Origin of the sequence: Paenibacillus ihuae, assembly GCF_001368795.1 — a bacterium.
Lineage (GTDB): Bacteria > Bacillota > Bacilli > Paenibacillales > Paenibacillaceae > Paenibacillus_AQ > Paenibacillus_AQ ihuae.
The window spans coordinates 88,401-107,291 of the sequence record NZ_LN831205.1; the positions used below are offsets into that span (position 1 = coordinate 88,401).

Here is an 18,891-nt window from a genome sequence, read left to right on the forward strand (position 1 = left end):
TGTTATATGTACTGGTGTTTGTTTTGCTTGTGTAGCAGCCTATCATGGGTTCGTCTTTTTCGTTTAGAGATAAAATTATGATATACTTTGCTTTAACATGCTGTAGGTGAAGAAGCAAGGGAATAAACAGGTTAGTTTACTATTACGGGATAAAGAGTGTCCCGGCATTTATAGAGAGGTTATTAATATGACAAATAATTTTTGGCGTGATTTACCACGTCCTTTTTTCATACTGGCGCCCATGGAGGATGTGACGGATGTTGTTTTTCGCCATGTCGTAAGCATTGCTGCCAGACCAGATGTGTTTTTTACGGAGTTTGCGAATACAGAGAGCTATTGTCACCCGGAGGGGCACCATGCAGTGCGCGGGCGTTTGACTTTTACAGAGGATGAACAGCCCATTGTAGCGCATATCTGGGGAGACAAGCCGGAATACTTCCGTCAGATGAGCATCGGGATGGCAGAGGAAGGCTTCAAAGGCATCGACATCAATATGGGCTGTCCTGTAGCGAATGTAGCAGAGAACGGGAAGGGAAGCGGCCTGATCTGCCGTCCCGAACTCGCAGCGGAGATTATCCAGGCTGCCAAAGCCGGGGGACTGCCCGTCAGTGTAAAAACAAGGCTCGGTTTCACTGACATCGACGAATGGCGCGGCTGGTTAACCCATATTTTGCAGCAAGACATTGTGAATCTGTCCATTCATCTGCGCACCAGAGAAGAAATGAGCAAAGCAGATGCCCACTGGGAGCTGATTCCGGAGATCAAGAAGCTTCGTGATGAGGTGGCACCGGGCACACTGCTGACCATTAACGGGGACATCCCTGACCGTCAGACCGGCCTCAGGCTCGCTGAGCAGTACGGTGTGGATGGGATTATGATCGGACGCGGAATTTTTCATAATCCGTTTGCTTTTGAGCAGGAGCCGAAGGAGCACAGCAGTGAGGAATTGCTTGATCTGCTAAGGCTGCATCTGGATCTCTATGATCAATACGCAGGACAGGCACCACGTTCGTTCAGCCCTCTTCAACGATTCTTCAAAATCTATGTACGCGGATTCCGCGGGGCAAGTGAATTAAGAAATAACTTAATGAACACTAAGTCCACAAGTGAAGTGCGGGCGCTGCTCGATGAATTTAGAAACAAGGAGCATGACATAGCGGAAGAACGTGAGGATTAAGCAGCCAAGTTAAAATGGATAAAAGACGCGAAAAGATTGAGGATCGGCGGAATGGAGAGGGGACAAGCCCGGAGCCAGCAAGCCTTTCCTCTGTATGTTTTGGGGTCCCCGCAAAGTACCTGAGTCATCTTCGAAGCTAAAGCCCCACTTTGTGGGGTTCAGGCTGTCGAGAACGTCTCGACAGCTTTATTTATGTGTAATTAATTTAAGACGACACCGCGTTAATGTTGTATAATATAGGTAACTATTTATAGAACGGATGGTGTGTTGAATGTTGCGTCCCAACCGAGAAAAACAACAATCTTATGAGTTTGTTTCCATCGAAGATTTGGTTCCCGGAGATCACTTGCTCCGCAAAATAGATAAGTATATTGATTTTTCATTTATCGATGAGAAAGTTCGACCCCTGTACTGCGCAGATAACGGTCGTCCAGCCATCGATCCGGTGATCTTGTTTAAGATGATTTTTCTTGGATACTTTTACGGTATTCGTTCCGAACGTCAATTGGAGCGGGAGATCCAAACCAATTTGGCCTACCGCTGGTTTTTAGGGCTGGGGCTGATGGACAAGGTTCCAGATCATACGACCATTAGCTGGAACCGGCGGACCCGGTTTAAAGATACGAATATCTTCCAGGATATTTTCGATGAGATTGTTCTCCAAGCCATTTCACACCGAATGGTCGGCGGACGTGTCCTTGTTACGGATTCGACTCACGTCAAAGCCAATGCGAATAAGCACCAGTACACCAAACAAATGGTTTTGCAAAATACAAAGGACTATGTGGACGAGCTCAACGCTGCTGTGGCCGAGGACCGGAAGGCACATGGAAAAAAGCCCTAAAACCTAGAGAGGAAGTGAATGAAGAAAAGGAAATAAAAGTGAGCAAGACCGACCCCGATAGTGGATATATGATTCGCGACGGCAAACCCGAGGGCTTCTTTTATCTGGACCACCGAACGGTGGATACGAAATACAATCTCATAACCGATGTGCATGTTACGCCCGGAAATGTCCATGACTCCGTGCCCTATTTGTCGCGTTTAGATCGCCAGCAAGAACGATTTGAATTTAACGTTGAAGCCGTTGCGCTAGATTCGGGTTATTTAACGACGCCCATTTGCAGAGGACTACAAAGCCGAAAGATTTTCGCGGTGATCGCTCACCGAAGATTTCATCCCAAGCAAGGATTGTTTCCAAAATGGAAGTTCACCTTTGATGCCGAGCGAAATCTGTATATTTGTCCAGCGAGTCACGAATTAAATTACCGAACCACCGACCGAAAGGGCTACCGGCAGTATGCTTCCGATCCCGAACAGTGCAAAAATTGTCCGCTGCTGGGTCAATGCACGCAGTCCCGAAACCACCGAAAGGTAGTGACGCGGCATGTCTGGGAGGACAGCAAAGAATGGGTGCGAAATAACCGGCTAAGTAAGTCCGGCAAGAAGTTATACCGCAAACGAAAAGAGACGATTGAGCGAAGCTTCGCGGATGCTAAAGAGCTCCATGGGTTTCGCTATTGCCGTTTGCGCGGACTTCCAAACGTCAGGGAACAAGCACTGATGACGGCAGCCGTGCAGAACATGAAGAAGATGGCGATCCACTTGGATCGCCTAGAAAAACGGGGGTAATCCCCTCGTTTTCCGATTGTAACTTCTGCCTGAACGTAAAAAGAAACCCAAGGTCGTAAAAATGACCTGGGTTTCTCGACAATCTGAGCCCCACTTTGTGGGGTTATTTATTTATGGAGGGATCACATGTCCTGGAGCAAATTGAAGCAGCAACTGGAGGGCTTTCTCAGCCCTGCGTTACATGGAAGGGTAGAATACCGCGCACCCGGTTACCGTTATCTGCCTGATAAATCAGGGATTTGTTATATTTCGGTAGATAAAAAGAACGTGCTCAATATGAGTGATAAAAGTAACCCTATCAGATGGTATCAGACTGAGCTGGAGATTAAGAATGATCCGGATATCCAGATTCCTATCGCAAGTAGCGACATTGAAGCGGTCAGACAAGCTACCAAGGGGCCAGTGCCAGAGGACCGCTTAATCGTAATGGCCAGAAGCAGAAAAAGTTCCGAACATGCAAAAGAGCTTTTGTCAGCCCAGGCTGCATTAAGTAAGTCGAATTTTATCGTGGTGGCTAATAAGTTTTTAACTACTCCTATAGAGGAGAGCATAGAGAGCGATGATATGGTGCTGAATATTCTGGCTTTGGTGGATAGACGAGTCGGCAAAAAGCGGATCTTGAGCATGGCTGAGAAGATGAAGTTAAAGCATCCGGTTGTGCAGTATTTTTATGAACTACGGCGTGGTACATTATGAAGTAAATGCGTGAGGATTGAAAGGCTGAAAGATTGATGAATATGGGATGAGGGTTTATGTTATGCCAAAAAACGATAATATGCTGGCCATTCTTTGGATGCTGAATTCGGGTGTGAAATTGACTGCAAAACAAATATCCGAAAAGTTAGAAATAAATATACGGACAGTTTATCGGTATATTGATGCACTATGTGCCAGTGGAGTGCCTATCATATCCGATACAGGTCATAATGGCGGGTATAGCTTGCTGAATAATTTTATCAGAGCACCTCTGCTATTTGATATTGAGGAAAAAAAGGCACTCCTTCATGCTGCTGTTTTTGCAAAAGAAGCCGGATACCCTTTGAGTGAGGCCTTAGGCAATGCAACATCAAAATTGAAAATGTATTCGAATCAGGAGCAGGAAAGTATACTTAGCCGTCATTTAGCCGGATTTGAAGTTATAAACCGTATGGGAGACCCTTCTGTTCAGCCGGTATTGGCGGAATTGGAGCAAGCTGTAGCAAACGAATTCTCTGTAGAAATTGATTATTGCACAAGGCATAAAGAACAACCCGAGAATAGGGTGATAGACCCCTATGGAATGGTTTACTGGAACAATAAATGGTATATTGTTGCATTTTGCCACCTAAGGAATGAGATGCGCTGCTTTAGGGCAGATCGGATTCTACAAATCAAGCGTACTCAAATGATATTTAAGCGTTCCGAAGCTTTTTCGGCCCGTGAATTTTTTAAGCAACATCTGTTACCTGATGTAGTGGGCAAGGACGGATTAATTTCTTTAACTGTCAAAGGCGGGTCAGAGGCATTGGATGACTTATGCCTGCATTGGTTTTTGGGGCATCATCTGAAAGAGAGGACATCAAATCAGGCTATCTTTTTACTTGAGGAACAATCAATTCATACATATGTCCCTTATCTTCTCCTAACCTACGGGAAATCCATTCAGGTAATCGAACCGCAGAGTTTGAAGGAAAAACTTGTTGCTGTTGCGTCGGAGTTAGTGGAATATTATCAACTTTAATAGCTTCACTGACAGTAGATGTCAGTGAAGCTATTTTATAATGAGGATAATCATTGATTACCGATGGATGCCTGGTAGCACTTGATGAGTTGTAAAATAAGGAGAAAATAGCAAATGAATAATACGATATATCTTTATGTCTTTGACACAATGGCAGACTGGGAAATAGGTTACTTAACAGCCGAACTGAACACGGGAAGATACTATAAAAAGGGGCTGGCCCCATCAAAAATAGTTACCGTGGGAATTGAAAAAACTCCTGTAACTACAATGGGCGGACTTACAATACTGCCTGACATCAAGCTGGATGAGTGCAGCATTGAAAGCACAGATACCTTGATTTTACCCGGTGGAGAGACATGGACAGAAACCATTCATGAGCCCATCTTAACAATCGTAGAGAGGTGCTTAAAGGAAGGTACATTGGTTGCGGCGATTTGTGGTGCTACAATGGGACTTGCCCAGGCAGGATTGCTGAATTCACGCCCGCATACAAGCAATGATCTGGAATACCTTAAAATGATCTGTCCCACTTACACAGGCGAAAAGTATTTCAAAATGGGGTCTGCTGTAACTGATGGAAAACTGATCACTGCATCTGGAATAGCTCCGTTGGAATTTTCTGTTCACGTCTTGAAGGCTATGGGTGTGTTTTCTTCACAAACATTAGATGCCTGGTATAGTCTTAATAAGAGTCATGAATCCAAATATTTCTATGAGTTGATGAATTCAATCCAGTGAAGGTATGAGCAGGGAGGGGGGCGCCCCTTCTTTTTTTGAATCTATTGGGTGAGTATGCTTGTCACGGGGTTGTGATATACTTTGCTTTAACATGTTGTAAGTGAAAAGAAGTAAGGGCATGAACAGGTTAGTTTACTATTTCGGGATAAAGATTTGTCCTGTATTTATAGAGCGGTTTTTGATATGACAAACTTTTGGACTGTCCATGCGACAGTTCTTTTTCTTGTGTGTATGTTTGGAAGGGATACATTCCCATATTGTCGAATAACCATACATAATGTAAATCTAGATGATACGAGGTTTTGCTATGTTTAAAGCGCTATTGTCTCTTTTCAAAAGATCCGACACTAAGCCGCCCCAAGCTGTGCGTAAGGCACCAACTCACAAGTCGAAACCGAAGGTTGCTTCCACGCGAATTGGAGAATTAGGCGAGCATAAAATCAATATTCAACTTGACCAGCTCCCTAAAGAGTGTAAATCGTTAAGTGATTTATTGCTCCCTAATCCGAAATCTCGAACAGGCTACGCTCAGATTGATCATATTGTACTTTCCCCGTATTGCTTATTTGTCATTGAAACTAAAAACTATAATGGTGAAATTAAAGGTGGACGAACGGATCAACAGTGGTCAGTGAGTAACCGTTACAAGATGTATAATCCGCTGAAGCAAAACTATGGACATATAAAGGCCATCGAGAGTTTGACAAAAGGTGTAGCGGCAGTGAAATTTGTCTCTATGGTTTCATTCACGATGAGATGTCGGTTCAGTATTGATCCGGAGCTTCGGAAAATCCACTCGGACGAACTGGTTGTCTATGATGTTGAACTAAGTGAGTTTATCTCTAGGAAGCTGATCAGTTTGAAAACGGGAACTCCAGAACCTCCTATTTCTGCAGCGCAGGTACAAACGATATACGATCAGTTGGTTCAGGCTAATATCACTGATGCCGAGATTCGCAAGCTTCATGTACAGAGAATAAAGCAAAAGACCGAGAAGAACCTGTAAGTTACCTATCATTGGACTAAGGAGTTAACAGAAATGATCAAACAACTACGAAGCTGGTGGAAGGATACAGAGATCCCTAACCTAATCGGTCGCAAGAAAGTCGACTTTTCAATTTTTCGCGATGGCACTCATATTCCTGTTGAGTTTCATCCGGATTTTTTGGAAGCTAATCAAGGCGAGCAGCCTAATTTGGGTGAAGGAATAAAGGTTAAGCTCATCTATGATGATCGAAACTATGAAGCCACATTATTCAAAATTGATCAAGTATCGGCTAGTCGGGAAGCTCTTCAACTCCGCTATAACGGAAATCAAACGTTGAAGGATTTGTTAATTGAAACCTTCAAGCATTCCTATTCCTACATTATGCAAGAGAGAACGAATCAACTAGCAGATGATGCGAAGAAACCTCAGGTTGTCGTTCCTGAAGATCAAGCGGAATACATAGATTTTTTTGCGACAGGCGTTCCTTTCGAATATCGTTTAGACTTTATAACGTTTAAGTCGAAGCCTAATGTATGGTGGGTCAATCAGGGAACCACCATTCAAGCGGAGAAGGAAGAGGGAATTCTGTGGGCACCCCTACTGAATACTCAAGGCCGAAAGCTATATCATTGGGAGACGATGAAGGAAGTTAAACAAGGAGATATCATTCTCCATTACTCAAATAAAGCTATTCGTTATGTTAGCCAGGTAACGGATGCGGCGGTGCAAGCACCAAAACCAGGCTCCATGGCCAATACGAACTGGCAAGAAGAAGGACGATTGGTTCGAACGGAGTATGTGGAGCTCAGTCCGCCTATTGCGCTACAACAGTTTAATCAGCAAATTATGCAACTGAACTTAACCCAAGGTCCGCTTCATTCTGGAGGTGGAGTGAATCAAGGGTATTTGTTCCGCTTTTCCAGACAAGGTCTTCAAGTGCTTCAGTCGCTCACGGCAGAATTGAATTGGCCTGACTTTACCATTCTAGATCAAGATGAGGCTACCTCCAATATGGAGAGCTCGCATGAGGTGATTCCTATGTTACCGCCGTCAGATTCTACGATTCCAACAATCCTCCACCAAATCCAATCCCACATCCGCCGCCAAGGCTTCTTCTTCCCTGAGCACCTTATCGAGAACTTTTACCTTTCGCTGAAGGCCAAGCCTTTTGTCATTTTGGCGGGTATATCGGGCACGGGGAAGACTCGGCTGGTGAAGCTGTTTGCAGATGCTCTTGGTGCAACGAGGGATAACGGTCAGTTTACCTTGATCCCAGTCCGGCCGGATTGGAGCGATCCTGCGGATCTGCTGGGGTATAAGGATCTTTCGGGTAGGTTCCAACCTGGTCCGATTACGAAGGTGTTCGTGGAGGCGCGGAAGCCGGAGAATCAGTACAAGCCATATTTTATCTGCCTGGATGAGATGAATTTGGCACGGGTGGAGCATTATTTCAGTGATCTGTTAAGTGTGCTGGAAACACAGGAATGGCGGGAGGGAAGGATTACGACGCAGGACCTTATCGCTCCTACCTTGCTGGATACGCTTGAGGATCAAGTGGAGTATGGCCGTCTTGGCATCCCGGAGAATGTGTTCTTGATCGGGACGGTGAATATGGACGAGACGACACATCCTTTTAGCAAAAAAGTACTCGACCGCGCAAGCACCTTAGAGTTCAATTACATCAATCTGCAGCAGTATCCAGGAGATTTGGGTGAGCAGGTAGAGGCTAGTGAAGGTGCTGACGCTGCCGAGCTGAATCATCTTTTTCTGCGCTCCGATTATTTGCAACTGGTAGATGCCTATGATACCAACAAAGAGCTCGTTGTCCGGACGACAGAGAGATTGGTTAAGATCAATGCCTTGCTTGAGGATATTCATGCTCATGTGGGCTTTCGGGTGCGGGATGCGATTTGCTTCTATATGATTTATAACGATCGGTACAAGCTGATGAGTGAGGAAGAAGCTTTTGACTGGCAGCTGCTGCAAAAGATACTGCCGCGCATCCAAGGGAGCCACTCCTCGGTTCGCCGAGTCCTGTTGAACTTGATTAAGGGTGCTATTGGTAGTGGGGCTGGCGTGACGGTTAATATTGATGATCTCATGGAGGATGCTACTCCGCTCTATATGAGATGGGCTGCTGGGCAAACTCCGCCTACGGCCAAACATCCGCAAAGTGCTCGTAAATTGGCTTTTATGCTCAGGAGGCTGGAGGAAGATGGATTCACCTCATTCTGGCTCTCTTAATGGGACGGCTGAGTTGCTCCGTGTAGAAACGGAGCTTTTTACGCTTTTTCTCCAAGGACGGCCTTATCATCCTACGGTAGAGACCTTGCAGCTTCATCGTTCCTCTAGTCAGGAGTGGGTGAATGCACAGCTTGGGCTTGATTGCTCCGAACGGCTGGGTAATGTGCAGATTAAAGTCTTTTCACCTGAGAGGGGCGGGATGGTGGAGTGGCAGCCGGGGAAGTCTATATTTCCATGTTTTTATGAGACCCAATCGTATGAACTGGTTATCCAGAACAAGAGCGCGGATAGCCTTTCTTTTTATCATGAGAATGTGCTGCTGCGGCAGGCGGTTAAGCCTCTAGGGGACTCTATTCTTGCGGGTGTTCTGAACTTTGGGAATGAGGTTGGGTTGACGGAGTGGGAGGTCCGAAGCAGCGGACAGACTTTACTGCGGGTAGAGATGGAGATTTTCCCCTCTAAGATGGATTACAAGCTGGATTACCAGAATATTTTGAATGAAGTGAACGCGCAGATTTATAATTTGGCCTTTGATTTTTTGCGTCGAACCTATCAGCTAACAGGTCTGAGGGAGACGCAGCATCAGAGCCTGACGGAGTTCTTCACCATACTACAGCATATCTTTAGACAGCTTTTGGATGCGGCCGAGCGGATTAACAAGAATCCTAATTACGCGCTGCTCCAGGATCACCGACTAGTGGATGCCAATCGGGTCAAAAAGGCCGGAAGAGAGAATATCCGTGAGCTCGCGAAGCATCCCGAACGATTGAGAGAAGATCCGAACCATGGGTTCTTGACCATCGGCAGCCGAAATTACACAGCCACACATTTAATAGAGACACGAAAACGGCTCGCTTATGATACGAATGAGAACCGGTTTATCCGCTGGATGCTAGAACGTATTCATGGGAAGCTGAAGGAGCTCAAGGGTCGCTGGAAGATGAACAGTAGAACTCCAGATCCATTACTGATCAAAAGATTAGATGCTATGCTCACCCAGCTAGAGCGAGTGCTCAAAATGGATTTCTTGCGTGAGGCTGGAGTGCTGAAGCAGATGTCCGTTACGCTTGTGCTGCAGATGGCCCCTGGATACCGCGAGGTCTATCGCTGTTATCTGATGCTGCTTAAAGGCCTGTCTATCCAAGGCGACCTGTTCCGCTTATCGATGAAGGATGTTGCTCAGCTCTATGAGTATTGGTGCTTCCTCAAGCTGAATCAGCTCCTGGGGCAGAAGTATAAGCTAGTGAAGCAGGATATTATTAAGGTGAATCGGAACGGTATCTTTGTTACGCTGGATCGCTCGCAGAGCGCTAAGATGGTCTATGAGAATCCAGTCAACGGAGAGCAGTTCATCCTGTATTATAATGCGATTCCCGGCTCGGATAAGACCCCGACGCTCAGTCAAAGGCCGGATAATGTACTGACTCTGAAGAAGAAGGATGCGGGCAGAGTCAAAGAGTATAAGTATGTTTTTGATGCGAAATACCGCTTAAATCCAGCCTATGAGGGCACTTCTTATCGTCAGAAATATGGTCAGCCTGGGCCTGAAGAGGATGACATTAACACGATGCATCGGTATCGGGACGCGATTGTGTACCAGGAGAAGGGCTCAGGAGAATATGAGCGAAGTATGTTTGGAGCCTATGTGTTATTCCCCTATCCGGATGAGGAGCGGTACAAGGCACACCATTTTTACAAAAGCATCGAGCTATTGAATATCGGCGCGTTACCGTTCCTACCGAATTCCACAAGTCTGGTGGAGCAATTCTTGGATGAGATTATTCAGGATAGTCCGGAAAAAGCTTTTGAGCGCTCCACACGTCCACGGGGGACGAGAGAATACTATGCCAATCAGCTTGCGGGTAAAAATGTGCTGGTCGGCTCTGTCCGTGGACCGGAGCAGGTGGAGGTGGCGTTGCGGAAGGCTTTTTATCATATGCCACTAAAAAACCTTTCAGATGTAAAGATACTCACCCAGCTCGAATACGTAGCGATGTGCCAATCCAGAAAGAAGTTTACGGACCCCGCAAAAACAGGCATTCACTGGGTAGGGAAGGTAGCGGATTGGAAGGTGCTGAGGCGTAAGGAGATCAAGGAAGTCCCTTGTCGCCCGGGTACCGAGGAAGAGCTGTACGTGCGATTTACGGTTGATGAATGGAAGAGCTTAGCCGCTCCTATTACATTAGGAGGTCAAGGGATCTACACGGTGCTCTATACCAGTAAATACATCCTGGACCGGGCCCTGGAGATAGCCGAGCTCCGTCTGGAAACGGAGGAAGAGCTGCGGGAATGGCGGGAGAAACGCCGTAAGGGCAGAGTGCAAGTGAAGCTGGATCATGAGCAATATGTGGATTTGGGGAAGGTTGTGGAAGTGAGGAATATATAGAATGGAATATAAGATGAAAGTGAGAGCATAGTTGTGTTATGAGTTGTAAAACATTGTCATCATGGTATAATGAACTCAGAAACAGCGTACAATGGCAAAGAGAGCCGTGCTGGTAACACGACTCTCTGCGCAATAGCCGCTTTTAAGGGCGGAGGCTTTAAACAGGTAAACCAGTCAAAGAATAGACCGCTTCCCTTGAGAAGGGCGGTCTATTTCTTTTTGAGGTAAGTTAGCAGAGCCAGAATGAACATGCCGAACATGAACATCAGGGACAACGCTTGATAAACCTCCACAGGCATCACCTCCCTTCCGGGAGATTAGCCGACCGCCCATATAAGCCTTTCTATTGCTTCTGCGATTATACCATGAATGGAAAATATTGAATACTTGGCGATTCGTGATAATTCGCCTTAAAAAGATGTTTCGGCTGAGTCGGCTGTACGTCTTTTTTCGTTTTCATTCTATCTGCATACCATTGCCATGAGCATCTTGCAAGCAGGTAATTGCAGAGAAACTATAGAACTAAGTCTCTGGAATATTTGAATAAGTTCTTGCTTGTAACCGCAGAAGGCTGGATGATCCGGTAGCTGGGTTATAACTAATAGTATCAACTCATTCCAAGGAAGTGACCCAATGGATAAAAAAGCAAAAAAAATCCTAATGAACACCTTCTGGACTTCAGCTGGTTGGAAGGCTACTCCGGATGCCTTTGCCGGGGAGGATTTCGTCTATGCCAAAAGCAAAGGGTTGATGTTCGATCCGGTATCCATTACTCATGACGAGATCATCCATCGGCTGCATGAACTGCGTCAAACGATCACCAAGGAGCGGGTAGCTGCAGCGTTCCTGCACAGTCTGTCGACGAAAAAAGTCCATTTGCGGAGTGCCCTTTCAAGCTGGGCCCTGACTTCCGGTTTACCTGTGCATACCTATGAGCAGCGTAGTTCAGTTCGGCCCAATTACAGCAGCTGTGGGGATTGTAATTTTCACAGACTAATGTCAGACCGTGAATATGTAAATAATGATTTAAATGTGCTGAATTTTGAACGGGTCAAATGGGGCGGGATTCGTCTGAACTGGCTTTTATATTGCTGGATGGATCTCGAATTATTCAGTAAAGAGGACCATTTCGAGAGTACCGCCGAGGATGCTGCCATACTCTCAGGAATGCTAGAAGCGATTCAAAACTGTGCGGATCATGAGAGTGCACGGATGCTGGAGAAGCGGTGGAAGGACGTGGTTCCCTCCAGTAAGAATGAACGGGATGTGCTGATGGAGATATGGGGCTATGCCGGACTACTGGTACCGCGTGATACACCCCGTAAGGGCAGAGGCGGGAGTTCTGATTTTCGCTCTATGGCGGAGTGGCAGGGGGACGACGGCTATTCTCAGGAAGCGCTGGAGTTTTATTTTGGTGCATTTTTATGATTGTCTAAGCCCGTACCTTCACTATACCTTTTACCTATAACCAGATATCACTTTTAAGTGTTATGTAGATGATAATCCTCCATGCTAGAATCAGAGCAATAGAGCAAGCGATTGAGGAGGAATGTTCATGTGTAATAGATTTCAAATCGTAGGCAGTCTGCTGCGTCCGTCGAATTTATTAGAATTTAAACATCAGATTGAGCATCGTGATGATATCCAGTACCCTTTTTACCAGGACTTTCAGGGGTATGAGCAGTGTGAAGCGGATGCGATTCAGGCTGTAGTCGATAAAGAAATTAACAATGGCTTGTCCGTGCTTACGGATGGGGAATATTCCAAATCGATGTGGCATCTGGACTTTGTCTGGGGCTTCCAGGGGATTGACCGCTATATTGCGGATCATGGATATTTCTTCAGAGATACCGATGGAACTTCCAAATATGAGACCAGAAAAGATATTGGTCTGCGTATTACAGGTGAATTGGGCGGGAAGAACCATCATTTTATTCAGGCCTATAGGAAGCTCCAAGCCCTTGCGGGCGACCGTGAAACCAAGCTGTGCGTGCCTTCTCCATCCCATATTTTTGGGGAGCTGTCGTGGTCAGATAACATTGGCGGCACAGAGGCTGTTTATAAGGACAGACATGAGCTTAGAGACGGTCTGGTTAAGGCTTATAAGGATTTCGTCGGGGAATTCGCTGCTGCCGGAGGACAAATTCTGCAATTCGACGATTGCTTATGGGAGCTATTCGCCGATGATAACCCGAACTCTCCATATACTGGCGAGAATATCAATCAAGAGGAAGTACAGGCGCTGGCTGCAGAATTTATTGATATTAACAATACCATTATTGATTACGGGCATAGCCTAGGCCTCAAAATGTGGACGCATAACTGCCGCGGTAACTATGATTCCCGTAATATGGGCGGCGGCTCCTATGCCAAAATTGCGAATCTGTTCTTGAAGCAGCTGAAGTACGACCGCTTTTTCCTGGAATGGGATGATGACCGTGCAGGCTCACTTGAGGCGCTTGCGGTGTTTAAGGATAAGCCGGAGACGGAAATTGTGCTTGGATTGTTATCTTCCAAAACAAGTACGCTGGACGATGAGGCCCGTGTAGTTCAAATGCTGGATGAAGCCTCGAAAATTATTGATAAGGACCGGTTATTGCTATCTCATCAATGCGGTTTTGCGTCCTGTGATGGCGGTAATGAATTAACGGAAGAGGAACAATGGGCGAAGATTAACCAAGGACAACAGATTGCCCTGCAATATTGGGGTTAATATTGAACTGTTTGAACTTGAAAATGTAAATTAAGGGAAGAGTGGCGGAGGGGAATTTTGGAACTGTAGGAGCGGTAGCGTCCGCCTGAAAGCTTTTCAAAGAAAAGCTCTCTACGGAAGCATAAGCTGTCTTTGGATTTCTACCGCAAATAGCGGTTCGAATCAAGAAATCTGAAGACAACAGCGGCCGGAAGTCCAAACATTCTCTGGAGTCACGGATAACCCAAAATAGAAGAAAAATAATTAGCTCAATCTATATAGTTAAATAGGGAAGCTTCCCGTTCTTAGACTGTCCGAGGTATTGTCGGCAGTCTTTTTTATTTGATAGAAATCTGTATTTAGCACACGGGATTTAAGTTTCACTTAAGTTCTATGTATTATGATTTGAACAAGTCAGGAAGCGATAATGCTTTTTGAATACAAAACAGATGATTGCTACTGAATATAGAGGAGTGTTAATTTATGAAAAACAACAAGCTGAAATCTGAAAAACTGAAAAGCATAAGCGCCGTTACTTTAGCCGCATTACTAGCCCTATCTGTCGCGGGGTGCTCGAAGGCGGAGGTCAGCAGCGAGGTTGCAGTTACAGCTACACAAACAGCAAGTCAGGCCGTAGCGTCAAGCGCACCGTCAGCAAACTCAGCAACATCGTCAACGCCGTCAACGTCAGAAGCGTCGGCAGCGGAAGCCTCCACTACGGACACAACAGAATTATTCAGTGACCGGGATTTGGAACAGTCGGCGGATCTTACGGCGGCAACACAAATGAAATTGGTAAGCAATCAGGATGTGACACTCAGTACGGAAGGCGTCTATGTCTTAAGCGGTGAGGTTGAGAATGTGACGGTAGTAGTAGAAGCTGCCGATGATGCGAAGGTTCAAATCGTCCTTGATGGCGTCAGTATAACGAATAATGATTCACCCGCCATTTATGTGAAAGCAGCGGATAAAGTATTCGTTACATCCACCGGCAGTGAGAACTACATGGAGGTTTCTGGAAGCTATGTGGCAGATGGGGAGACCAATTTGGATGCGGTTATTTTCTCAAGAGCTGATATGACCCTGAATGGAACCGGAACGTTAGATATTGTATCGACTCAAGGGAATGGGATTTCTTCCAAGGATGATCTCAAAATCACTGGCGGCGTGTATACCATTCAATCAGCAGCGGATGCGATAGAGGCTAATGATGCCATTCTGATCAATGATGGAACGATTACAATCGATTCGGGTAAGGATGCCCTGCAAAGCGAAAACGAGGAGGATGCTACTCTTGGTAATATCTATATTGAAGGCGGCACATTGAATATCTCCGCTGTTGATGATGCCATTCGCGGCAACAACCTTGTTCAAATCGATGGCGGTACCATTAACATTGAGACCTCTGAAGAAGGCATCGAGGCCAACAATATCAAGATCAATGAGGGTCAGATCAAGCTGTATGCGAAGAATGATGGCATTAATGCTTCACAAAAAGTGAGTTCCAATGTGTCCATTGAAGTCAATGGCGGTACCATCGATGTAAGTATGGGCAGCGGTGATACGGATGCATTTGATTCAAACGGCGATATTTCGATTAATGGAGGAACGATTAACGTAGAAGCCACTTCCGCCTTTGATGCGGATGGTACAGCTCAATTAAACGGCGGGACTGTTACGGTCAATGGTGAAAAAATCACTGAAATCACGCAATCACGCGGCGGTGGCGGTGGCGGCCGGGGCGGAATGGGCGGCGGTGGAGGAATGGGCCATTAATCTTTAGAAGCCATGGCATAACTCTGATCCAGCTGTATTCCCCATATGCATAGTCAATCATAAGATGAAACGCCCGAGAGATCCTGAATGAACAGGGTCTTTCGGGCGCTTTTGTTGATCTTGGTTCTTATGCACTTTTTCTCGTGTGAATCTCGAATTCCTTGCCTTCTTTACGTTTTTTGGCATATTCGGCTGTTGCGGTGAAGAGTAAGTCAGAAGATGAATTAAGGGCCGTTTCACAAGAGTCCTGCAGCACGCCAATAATAAAACCTACACCAACGACCTGAATCGCTATATCATTCGGAATGCCGAAGATGCTGCATGCCAGAGGAATTAATAAGAGCGACCCGCCGGCAACACCGGAGGCACCTGCAGCAGCTACAGCCGATAAGATGCTTAGAATCAGCGCTGTACCAAAATCCACATCAATGCCAACAGTATGGACAGCAGCGAGGGTCAAGACGGAAATCGTAATCGCTGCACCCGCCATATTAATCGTAGCCCCTAATGGAATGGACACTGAATACGTATCTTTATCCAGCTTCATTTCTTCACATAAGCTCATGTTGACCGGAATGTTAGCAGCTGAGCTGCGGGTGAAGAATGCGGTAATCCCGCTCTCCTTCAGGCAATGAAGAACAAGCGGATAAGGGTTTCTGCGAATATTCAGATAGACGATCAATGGATTAACCACAAGCGCCATAAATAGCATACATCCAATAAGAACAAGAAGCAGTTTGCCGTAATCCTGCAGGGATGAAAGCCCGTTGGCTGTAATGGAATCAAACACAAGTCCCATGATGCCCAGAGGTGCCAGATTAATCACCCATTTGACGATTTGTGAGACGGCATCCGAGAAATTAGAAAGCAAGTTTTTAGTACTATCGTTGGCATTTTTTAGAGCAACTCCAAGAAGGATAGCCCAAGTCAGGATACCGATATAATTACCATTCATGAGGGCGTTTACCGGGTTGTCAACAACGTTGAACAGCAACGTCTTAAGCACTTCTAAAATTCCATCAGGTGGAGTCAGGTCATTGGCTCCCGTTACCAGCGACAAGGTCACTGGAAATACAAAACTGGCAATAACCGCAAGCAACCCCGCCAAAAACGTACTTAAACCATAAAGAGCCAGAATGGACTTCATATTCGTCTGGCGGCCTTTTTTGTGCTGGGAGATAGCTGTCATTACTAAGAGCAGGACCAATAAGGGTGCAACGGCCTTTAAGGCAGATACAAATAAGGAACCGAAAATGGTGATCCCTGTTGCATTGGGAATGGCTAAAGCCAGGACAATACCAGCTATAATTCCCATAAATATTCGTTTTACTAGGCTTACTTGGTTCCACTTGAGCAATAATGCGTTCATGTATTCCCTCCGGTATCAATATGGAAATATAACTAAGCCTAGTCGCTTTACTATGTTGATGCATAGCTGCTTTACTATGTTAAGGCAATTATATTTAGCCTAGTTTATCATGAAACTTACCGGTTGTGTGAGAGTGGAAATAACTGTGCGTAATTATTCACTAGTGGCCAGCCCGTTTATGAGAATGCTGTCTTAAAACAATAAAGGAATCTGTCCATTCTTATCGAATATTATAGAGGTTCAACACATCACGTTGTTACTTCGTGTCAAACTATAGGAGATGGCAAATATGATTAGCAAAGATTCAGTAAAAAAGACAACGCTTTCAAATCTTGTATACCTGCTATTGATTCTCCTCACACAGTGGGCTGTGCTGGATCAAATAAGTCTTTTTATCGGAATCACTGCTACGGGTGCCAAGCTGATCCTGTTTGTCATTTTGGGGTGGTATGGATTTGGTAGAGCCGTATTAGCGGGGGTTATCACGTATACCACTTCCTTTTTCTTTGGCGATGGGGACCTTCTGTATCTCTTGTTGGATCTTACCGAGCTTCTATTCGTTGGCTTCTTATTCCAAAAGCGTTTACAAAAAATGATTTCATTAGATGCGGCCTATTGGTTGATCATAGGATGCCCCGTTAACCTGACTTATTATTTTCTGAGCCAAGGGACACTGAATTCGTTAGACCTAGTGCAGCTGCAAATTCAGATCTTGGCTGGATTTTTTAGCGTCGTTCTCGCAGATATACTGGCAGCCTATATCCCGTTTTCGTTTACGGGAATCGTTCACCTGAACAAACGGAAAACCTTTTCCTTTAGCAGGCTGATGGTTCACCTTTCGTTGTCCGTAATGATCCTGCCTTTTCTGCTGTATATAGCCTTCTCTACTCATAAAGAAGAAGATCAAATGTATAATAATATCGCGCAGCAGTTCAATATCGAAGCCGTCCAGGTGGAGAGGGTAATCAGCGGCTTGTCTGATTCGCAAATGCTGGCCCTTAGACTCAACAGCAGCCTGCAGAAAAAAATGATGGAAACAGAATTGCAACAAATTACTGAACGGTCACAAACCGATGTCGTTGTGCTGGATAAGGAAAAACGCCTGTTAATTTCAACATTTCCAATCCAGAGTAGTCATTATGAATGGAAAAGGGGGGGAGAGGTATTAAATCATCGGGATGATTTAGCTACTTGGCTTCCTGACGGTGAGTACCATTCCAGCCTGTTAAGACACAAGGATGCTTATATCGTTACGGAGAAAGAGGTCGCTCTCCCGAACCAAGAGGCATTAGACATCGTGTTAATGACACCTTTGTCTCCTTATCTGTTAGATCTGGTTGCTCAATATCAGTCGCAATTGTGGGTAATCTTTTTTATCGTAACGTCTGTGCTTATTTTAAGCCTGCTGTTCAATTATATTTTCTTCAAACCGTTATTCCAACTCACAGAGACCACAACAAGCATGCCGGAGAAAATTGCGGGCGGTGTACAAATCAGTTGGCTGGATAGCCGGATTAAGGAAATATCGATTCTGGTTGAGAACTTCCTGAATGTATCCCGTAAATTGGAGAGTATGTTTACACAAGTGCATCATCTGGCTTACTTCGATTCCTTAACAGGACTTCCTAATCGGTTATTTTTTAGAACGGCTGCAGAGCAAAGGCTAAGGGAGTATACGCAGAGCCCGCACGCTGGAGAGAAGTTTGCTCTTCTCTTCATTGATCTGGACCGCTTCAAGGAAGTGAATGATACTTACGGTCATGATGTCGGAGATCAGTTACTCAGGGAATTCTCCAATCGCCTGCCTCATGACAATACGGATCAGCTTCGTGCCTTTCGGATTAGCGGAGATGAATTTGTTATTCTGATGACCATAGATCAGGTTGGCGATGCTGCCTCCATGGCTGAACGGTTACTGAATGTGCTTGCACAACCTGTTAAGTTGCAGAATACCGTGCTACATGCAGCCTGCAGCATTGGCATCGCTCATTATCCCGATCATGGGGATACACTGGACGAGCTCATCAAACACGCAGATACCGCTATGTATGAAGCTAAATTAAATGGACGTAATCAGTACGCATTGTTTAGGCATAAGTCAGATCAATAGGTCAGGTGTAACGAAATGAACTCTAACAATGATATATACAGTAGAAGAATATTTCT

Annotated in this window: 14 protein-coding genes; 12 read left to right on the forward strand and 2 right to left on the reverse strand. The window is 45.4% G+C overall.

The features are described from left to right. Positions 1-187 precede the first annotated feature (187 nt). The 8 genes from AQR02_RS29065 (at position 188) to AQR02_RS29105 (ending at position 10,888) form a co-directional block, all read left to right on the forward strand. Positions 188-1,177, forward strand: coding sequence for a tRNA dihydrouridine synthase (locus AQR02_RS29065; protein ID WP_054943796.1), 990 nt, complete (start codon positions 188-190; stop codon positions 1,175-1,177). 271 nt (positions 1,178-1,448) lie between these two features. Continuing rightward, a protein-coding gene (locus AQR02_RS31695; RefSeq protein WP_245237791.1) for an IS1182 family transposase occupies positions 1,449-2,809 on the forward strand; the annotation gives its coding sequence in 2 pieces (ribosomal slippage) (positions 1,449-2,019 and positions 2,019-2,809; 1,362 coding nt in all). Positions 2,810-2,935: 126 nt separating this feature from the next. After that, positions 2,936-3,505 (forward strand): SF0329 family protein, encoded by a 570-nt coding sequence (locus AQR02_RS29080; protein WP_054943798.1) that lies wholly within the window; start codon positions 2,936-2,938, stop codon positions 3,503-3,505. Positions 3,506-3,566: 61 nt separating this feature from the next. Then, positions 3,567-4,529 (forward strand): helix-turn-helix transcriptional regulator, encoded by a 963-nt coding sequence (locus AQR02_RS29085; RefSeq protein ID WP_054943799.1) that lies wholly within the window; start codon positions 3,567-3,569, stop codon positions 4,527-4,529. 114 nt (positions 4,530-4,643) lie between these two features. Next, the gene (locus AQR02_RS29090) at positions 4,644-5,270 is read left to right on the forward strand and encodes a type 1 glutamine amidotransferase family protein (protein WP_054943800.1); all 627 of its coding nucleotides are present in this window, start codon (positions 4,644-4,646) and stop codon (positions 5,268-5,270) included. A gap of 307 nt (positions 5,271-5,577) precedes the next feature. Then, on the forward strand, positions 5,578-6,276 hold the full coding sequence (locus AQR02_RS29095) for a nuclease-related domain-containing protein (RefSeq protein ID WP_054943801.1): 699 nt from the start codon (positions 5,578-5,580) through the stop codon (positions 6,274-6,276). A 33-nt stretch (positions 6,277-6,309) separates the two neighbouring features. Continuing rightward, positions 6,310-8,502, forward strand: coding sequence for an McrB family protein (locus AQR02_RS29100; protein ID WP_054943802.1), 2,193 nt, complete (start codon positions 6,310-6,312; stop codon positions 8,500-8,502). Further along, the gene (locus AQR02_RS29105) at positions 8,474-10,888 is read left to right on the forward strand and encodes a restriction endonuclease-like protein (RefSeq protein ID WP_054943803.1); all 2,415 of its coding nucleotides are present in this window, start codon (positions 8,474-8,476) and stop codon (positions 10,886-10,888) included. Before AQR02_RS29100 ends, AQR02_RS29105 begins: the two co-directional genes overlap by 29 nt. Before the next feature lie 209 nt (positions 10,889-11,097). Here AQR02_RS29105 and AQR02_RS35390 read toward each other — a convergent pair whose 3' ends face one another. Next, complete coding sequence (locus AQR02_RS35390) at positions 11,098-11,187, reverse strand: putative holin-like toxin (protein ID WP_275262654.1); 90 nt, start codon at positions 11,185-11,187, stop codon at positions 11,098-11,100. Between the two features lie 334 nt (positions 11,188-11,521). On the opposite strand from AQR02_RS35390, the gene AQR02_RS29110 reads away from it, so the two are divergent. From AQR02_RS29110 to AQR02_RS29120, 3 genes are all read left to right on the forward strand, one after another. Beyond that, on the forward strand, positions 11,522-12,316 hold the full coding sequence (locus tag AQR02_RS29110) for a hypothetical protein (protein WP_054943804.1): 795 nt from the start codon (positions 11,522-11,524) through the stop codon (positions 12,314-12,316). Positions 12,317-12,443: 127 nt separating this feature from the next. Then, on the forward strand, positions 12,444-13,601 hold the full coding sequence (locus AQR02_RS29115) for a cobalamin-independent methionine synthase II family protein (RefSeq protein WP_054943805.1): 1,158 nt from the start codon (positions 12,444-12,446) through the stop codon (positions 13,599-13,601). 462 nt (positions 13,602-14,063) lie between these two features. Next, a complete protein-coding gene (locus AQR02_RS29120; RefSeq protein ID WP_054943806.1) occupies positions 14,064-15,356 on the forward strand; it encodes a carbohydrate-binding domain-containing protein in 1,293 nt (430 codons plus the stop codon). 127 nt (positions 15,357-15,483) lie between these two features. On the opposite strand, the gene sstT is transcribed toward AQR02_RS29120, so the two are convergent. Next, the gene (gene sstT / locus AQR02_RS29125) at positions 15,484-16,725 is read right to left on the reverse strand and encodes a serine/threonine transporter SstT (protein WP_054943807.1); all 1,242 of its coding nucleotides are present in this window, start codon (positions 16,723-16,725) and stop codon (positions 15,484-15,486) included. Between the two features lie 289 nt (positions 16,726-17,014). On the opposite strand from sstT, the gene AQR02_RS29130 reads away from it, so the two are divergent. Further along, positions 17,015-18,835 (forward strand): GGDEF domain-containing protein, encoded by a 1,821-nt coding sequence (locus tag AQR02_RS29130; RefSeq protein WP_054943808.1) that lies wholly within the window; start codon positions 17,015-17,017, stop codon positions 18,833-18,835. Positions 18,836-18,891 lie beyond the last annotated feature (56 nt).

What these genes read in the sequence shown, in the direction of transcription:
- AQR02_RS29110 (WP_054943804.1), top strand. Translation starts at nt 11,522, where the DNA reads ATGGATAAAAAAGCAAAAAAAATCCTAATGAACACCTTCTGGACTTCA.
- AQR02_RS29120 (WP_054943806.1), top strand. Translation starts at nt 14,064, where the DNA reads ATGAAAAACAACAAGCTGAAATCTGAAAAACTGAAAAGCATAAGCGCC.
- AQR02_RS29090 (WP_054943800.1), top strand. Translation starts at nt 4,644, where the DNA reads ATGAATAATACGATATATCTTTATGTCTTTGACACAATGGCAGACTGG.
- sstT (WP_054943807.1), bottom strand. Translation starts at nt 16,725, where the DNA reads ATGAACGCATTATTGCTCAAGTGGAACCAAGTAAGCCTAGTAAAACGA.
- AQR02_RS29105 (WP_054943803.1), top strand. Translation starts at nt 8,474, where the DNA reads ATGGATTCACCTCATTCTGGCTCTCTTAATGGGACGGCTGAGTTGCTC.
- AQR02_RS29095 (WP_054943801.1), top strand. Translation starts at nt 5,578, where the DNA reads ATGTTTAAAGCGCTATTGTCTCTTTTCAAAAGATCCGACACTAAGCCG.
- AQR02_RS29115 (WP_054943805.1), top strand. Translation starts at nt 12,444, where the DNA reads ATGTGTAATAGATTTCAAATCGTAGGCAGTCTGCTGCGTCCGTCGAAT.
- AQR02_RS29065 (WP_054943796.1), top strand. Translation starts at nt 188, where the DNA reads ATGACAAATAATTTTTGGCGTGATTTACCACGTCCTTTTTTCATACTG.
- AQR02_RS35390 (WP_275262654.1), bottom strand. Translation starts at nt 11,187, where the DNA reads ATGCCTGTGGAGGTTTATCAAGCGTTGTCCCTGATGTTCATGTTCGGC.
- AQR02_RS29080 (WP_054943798.1), top strand. Translation starts at nt 2,936, where the DNA reads ATGTCCTGGAGCAAATTGAAGCAGCAACTGGAGGGCTTTCTCAGCCCT.
- AQR02_RS29100 (WP_054943802.1), top strand. Translation starts at nt 6,310, where the DNA reads ATGATCAAACAACTACGAAGCTGGTGGAAGGATACAGAGATCCCTAAC.
- AQR02_RS29130 (WP_054943808.1), top strand. Translation starts at nt 17,015, where the DNA reads ATGATTAGCAAAGATTCAGTAAAAAAGACAACGCTTTCAAATCTTGTA.
- AQR02_RS29085 (WP_054943799.1), top strand. Translation starts at nt 3,567, where the DNA reads ATGCCAAAAAACGATAATATGCTGGCCATTCTTTGGATGCTGAATTCG.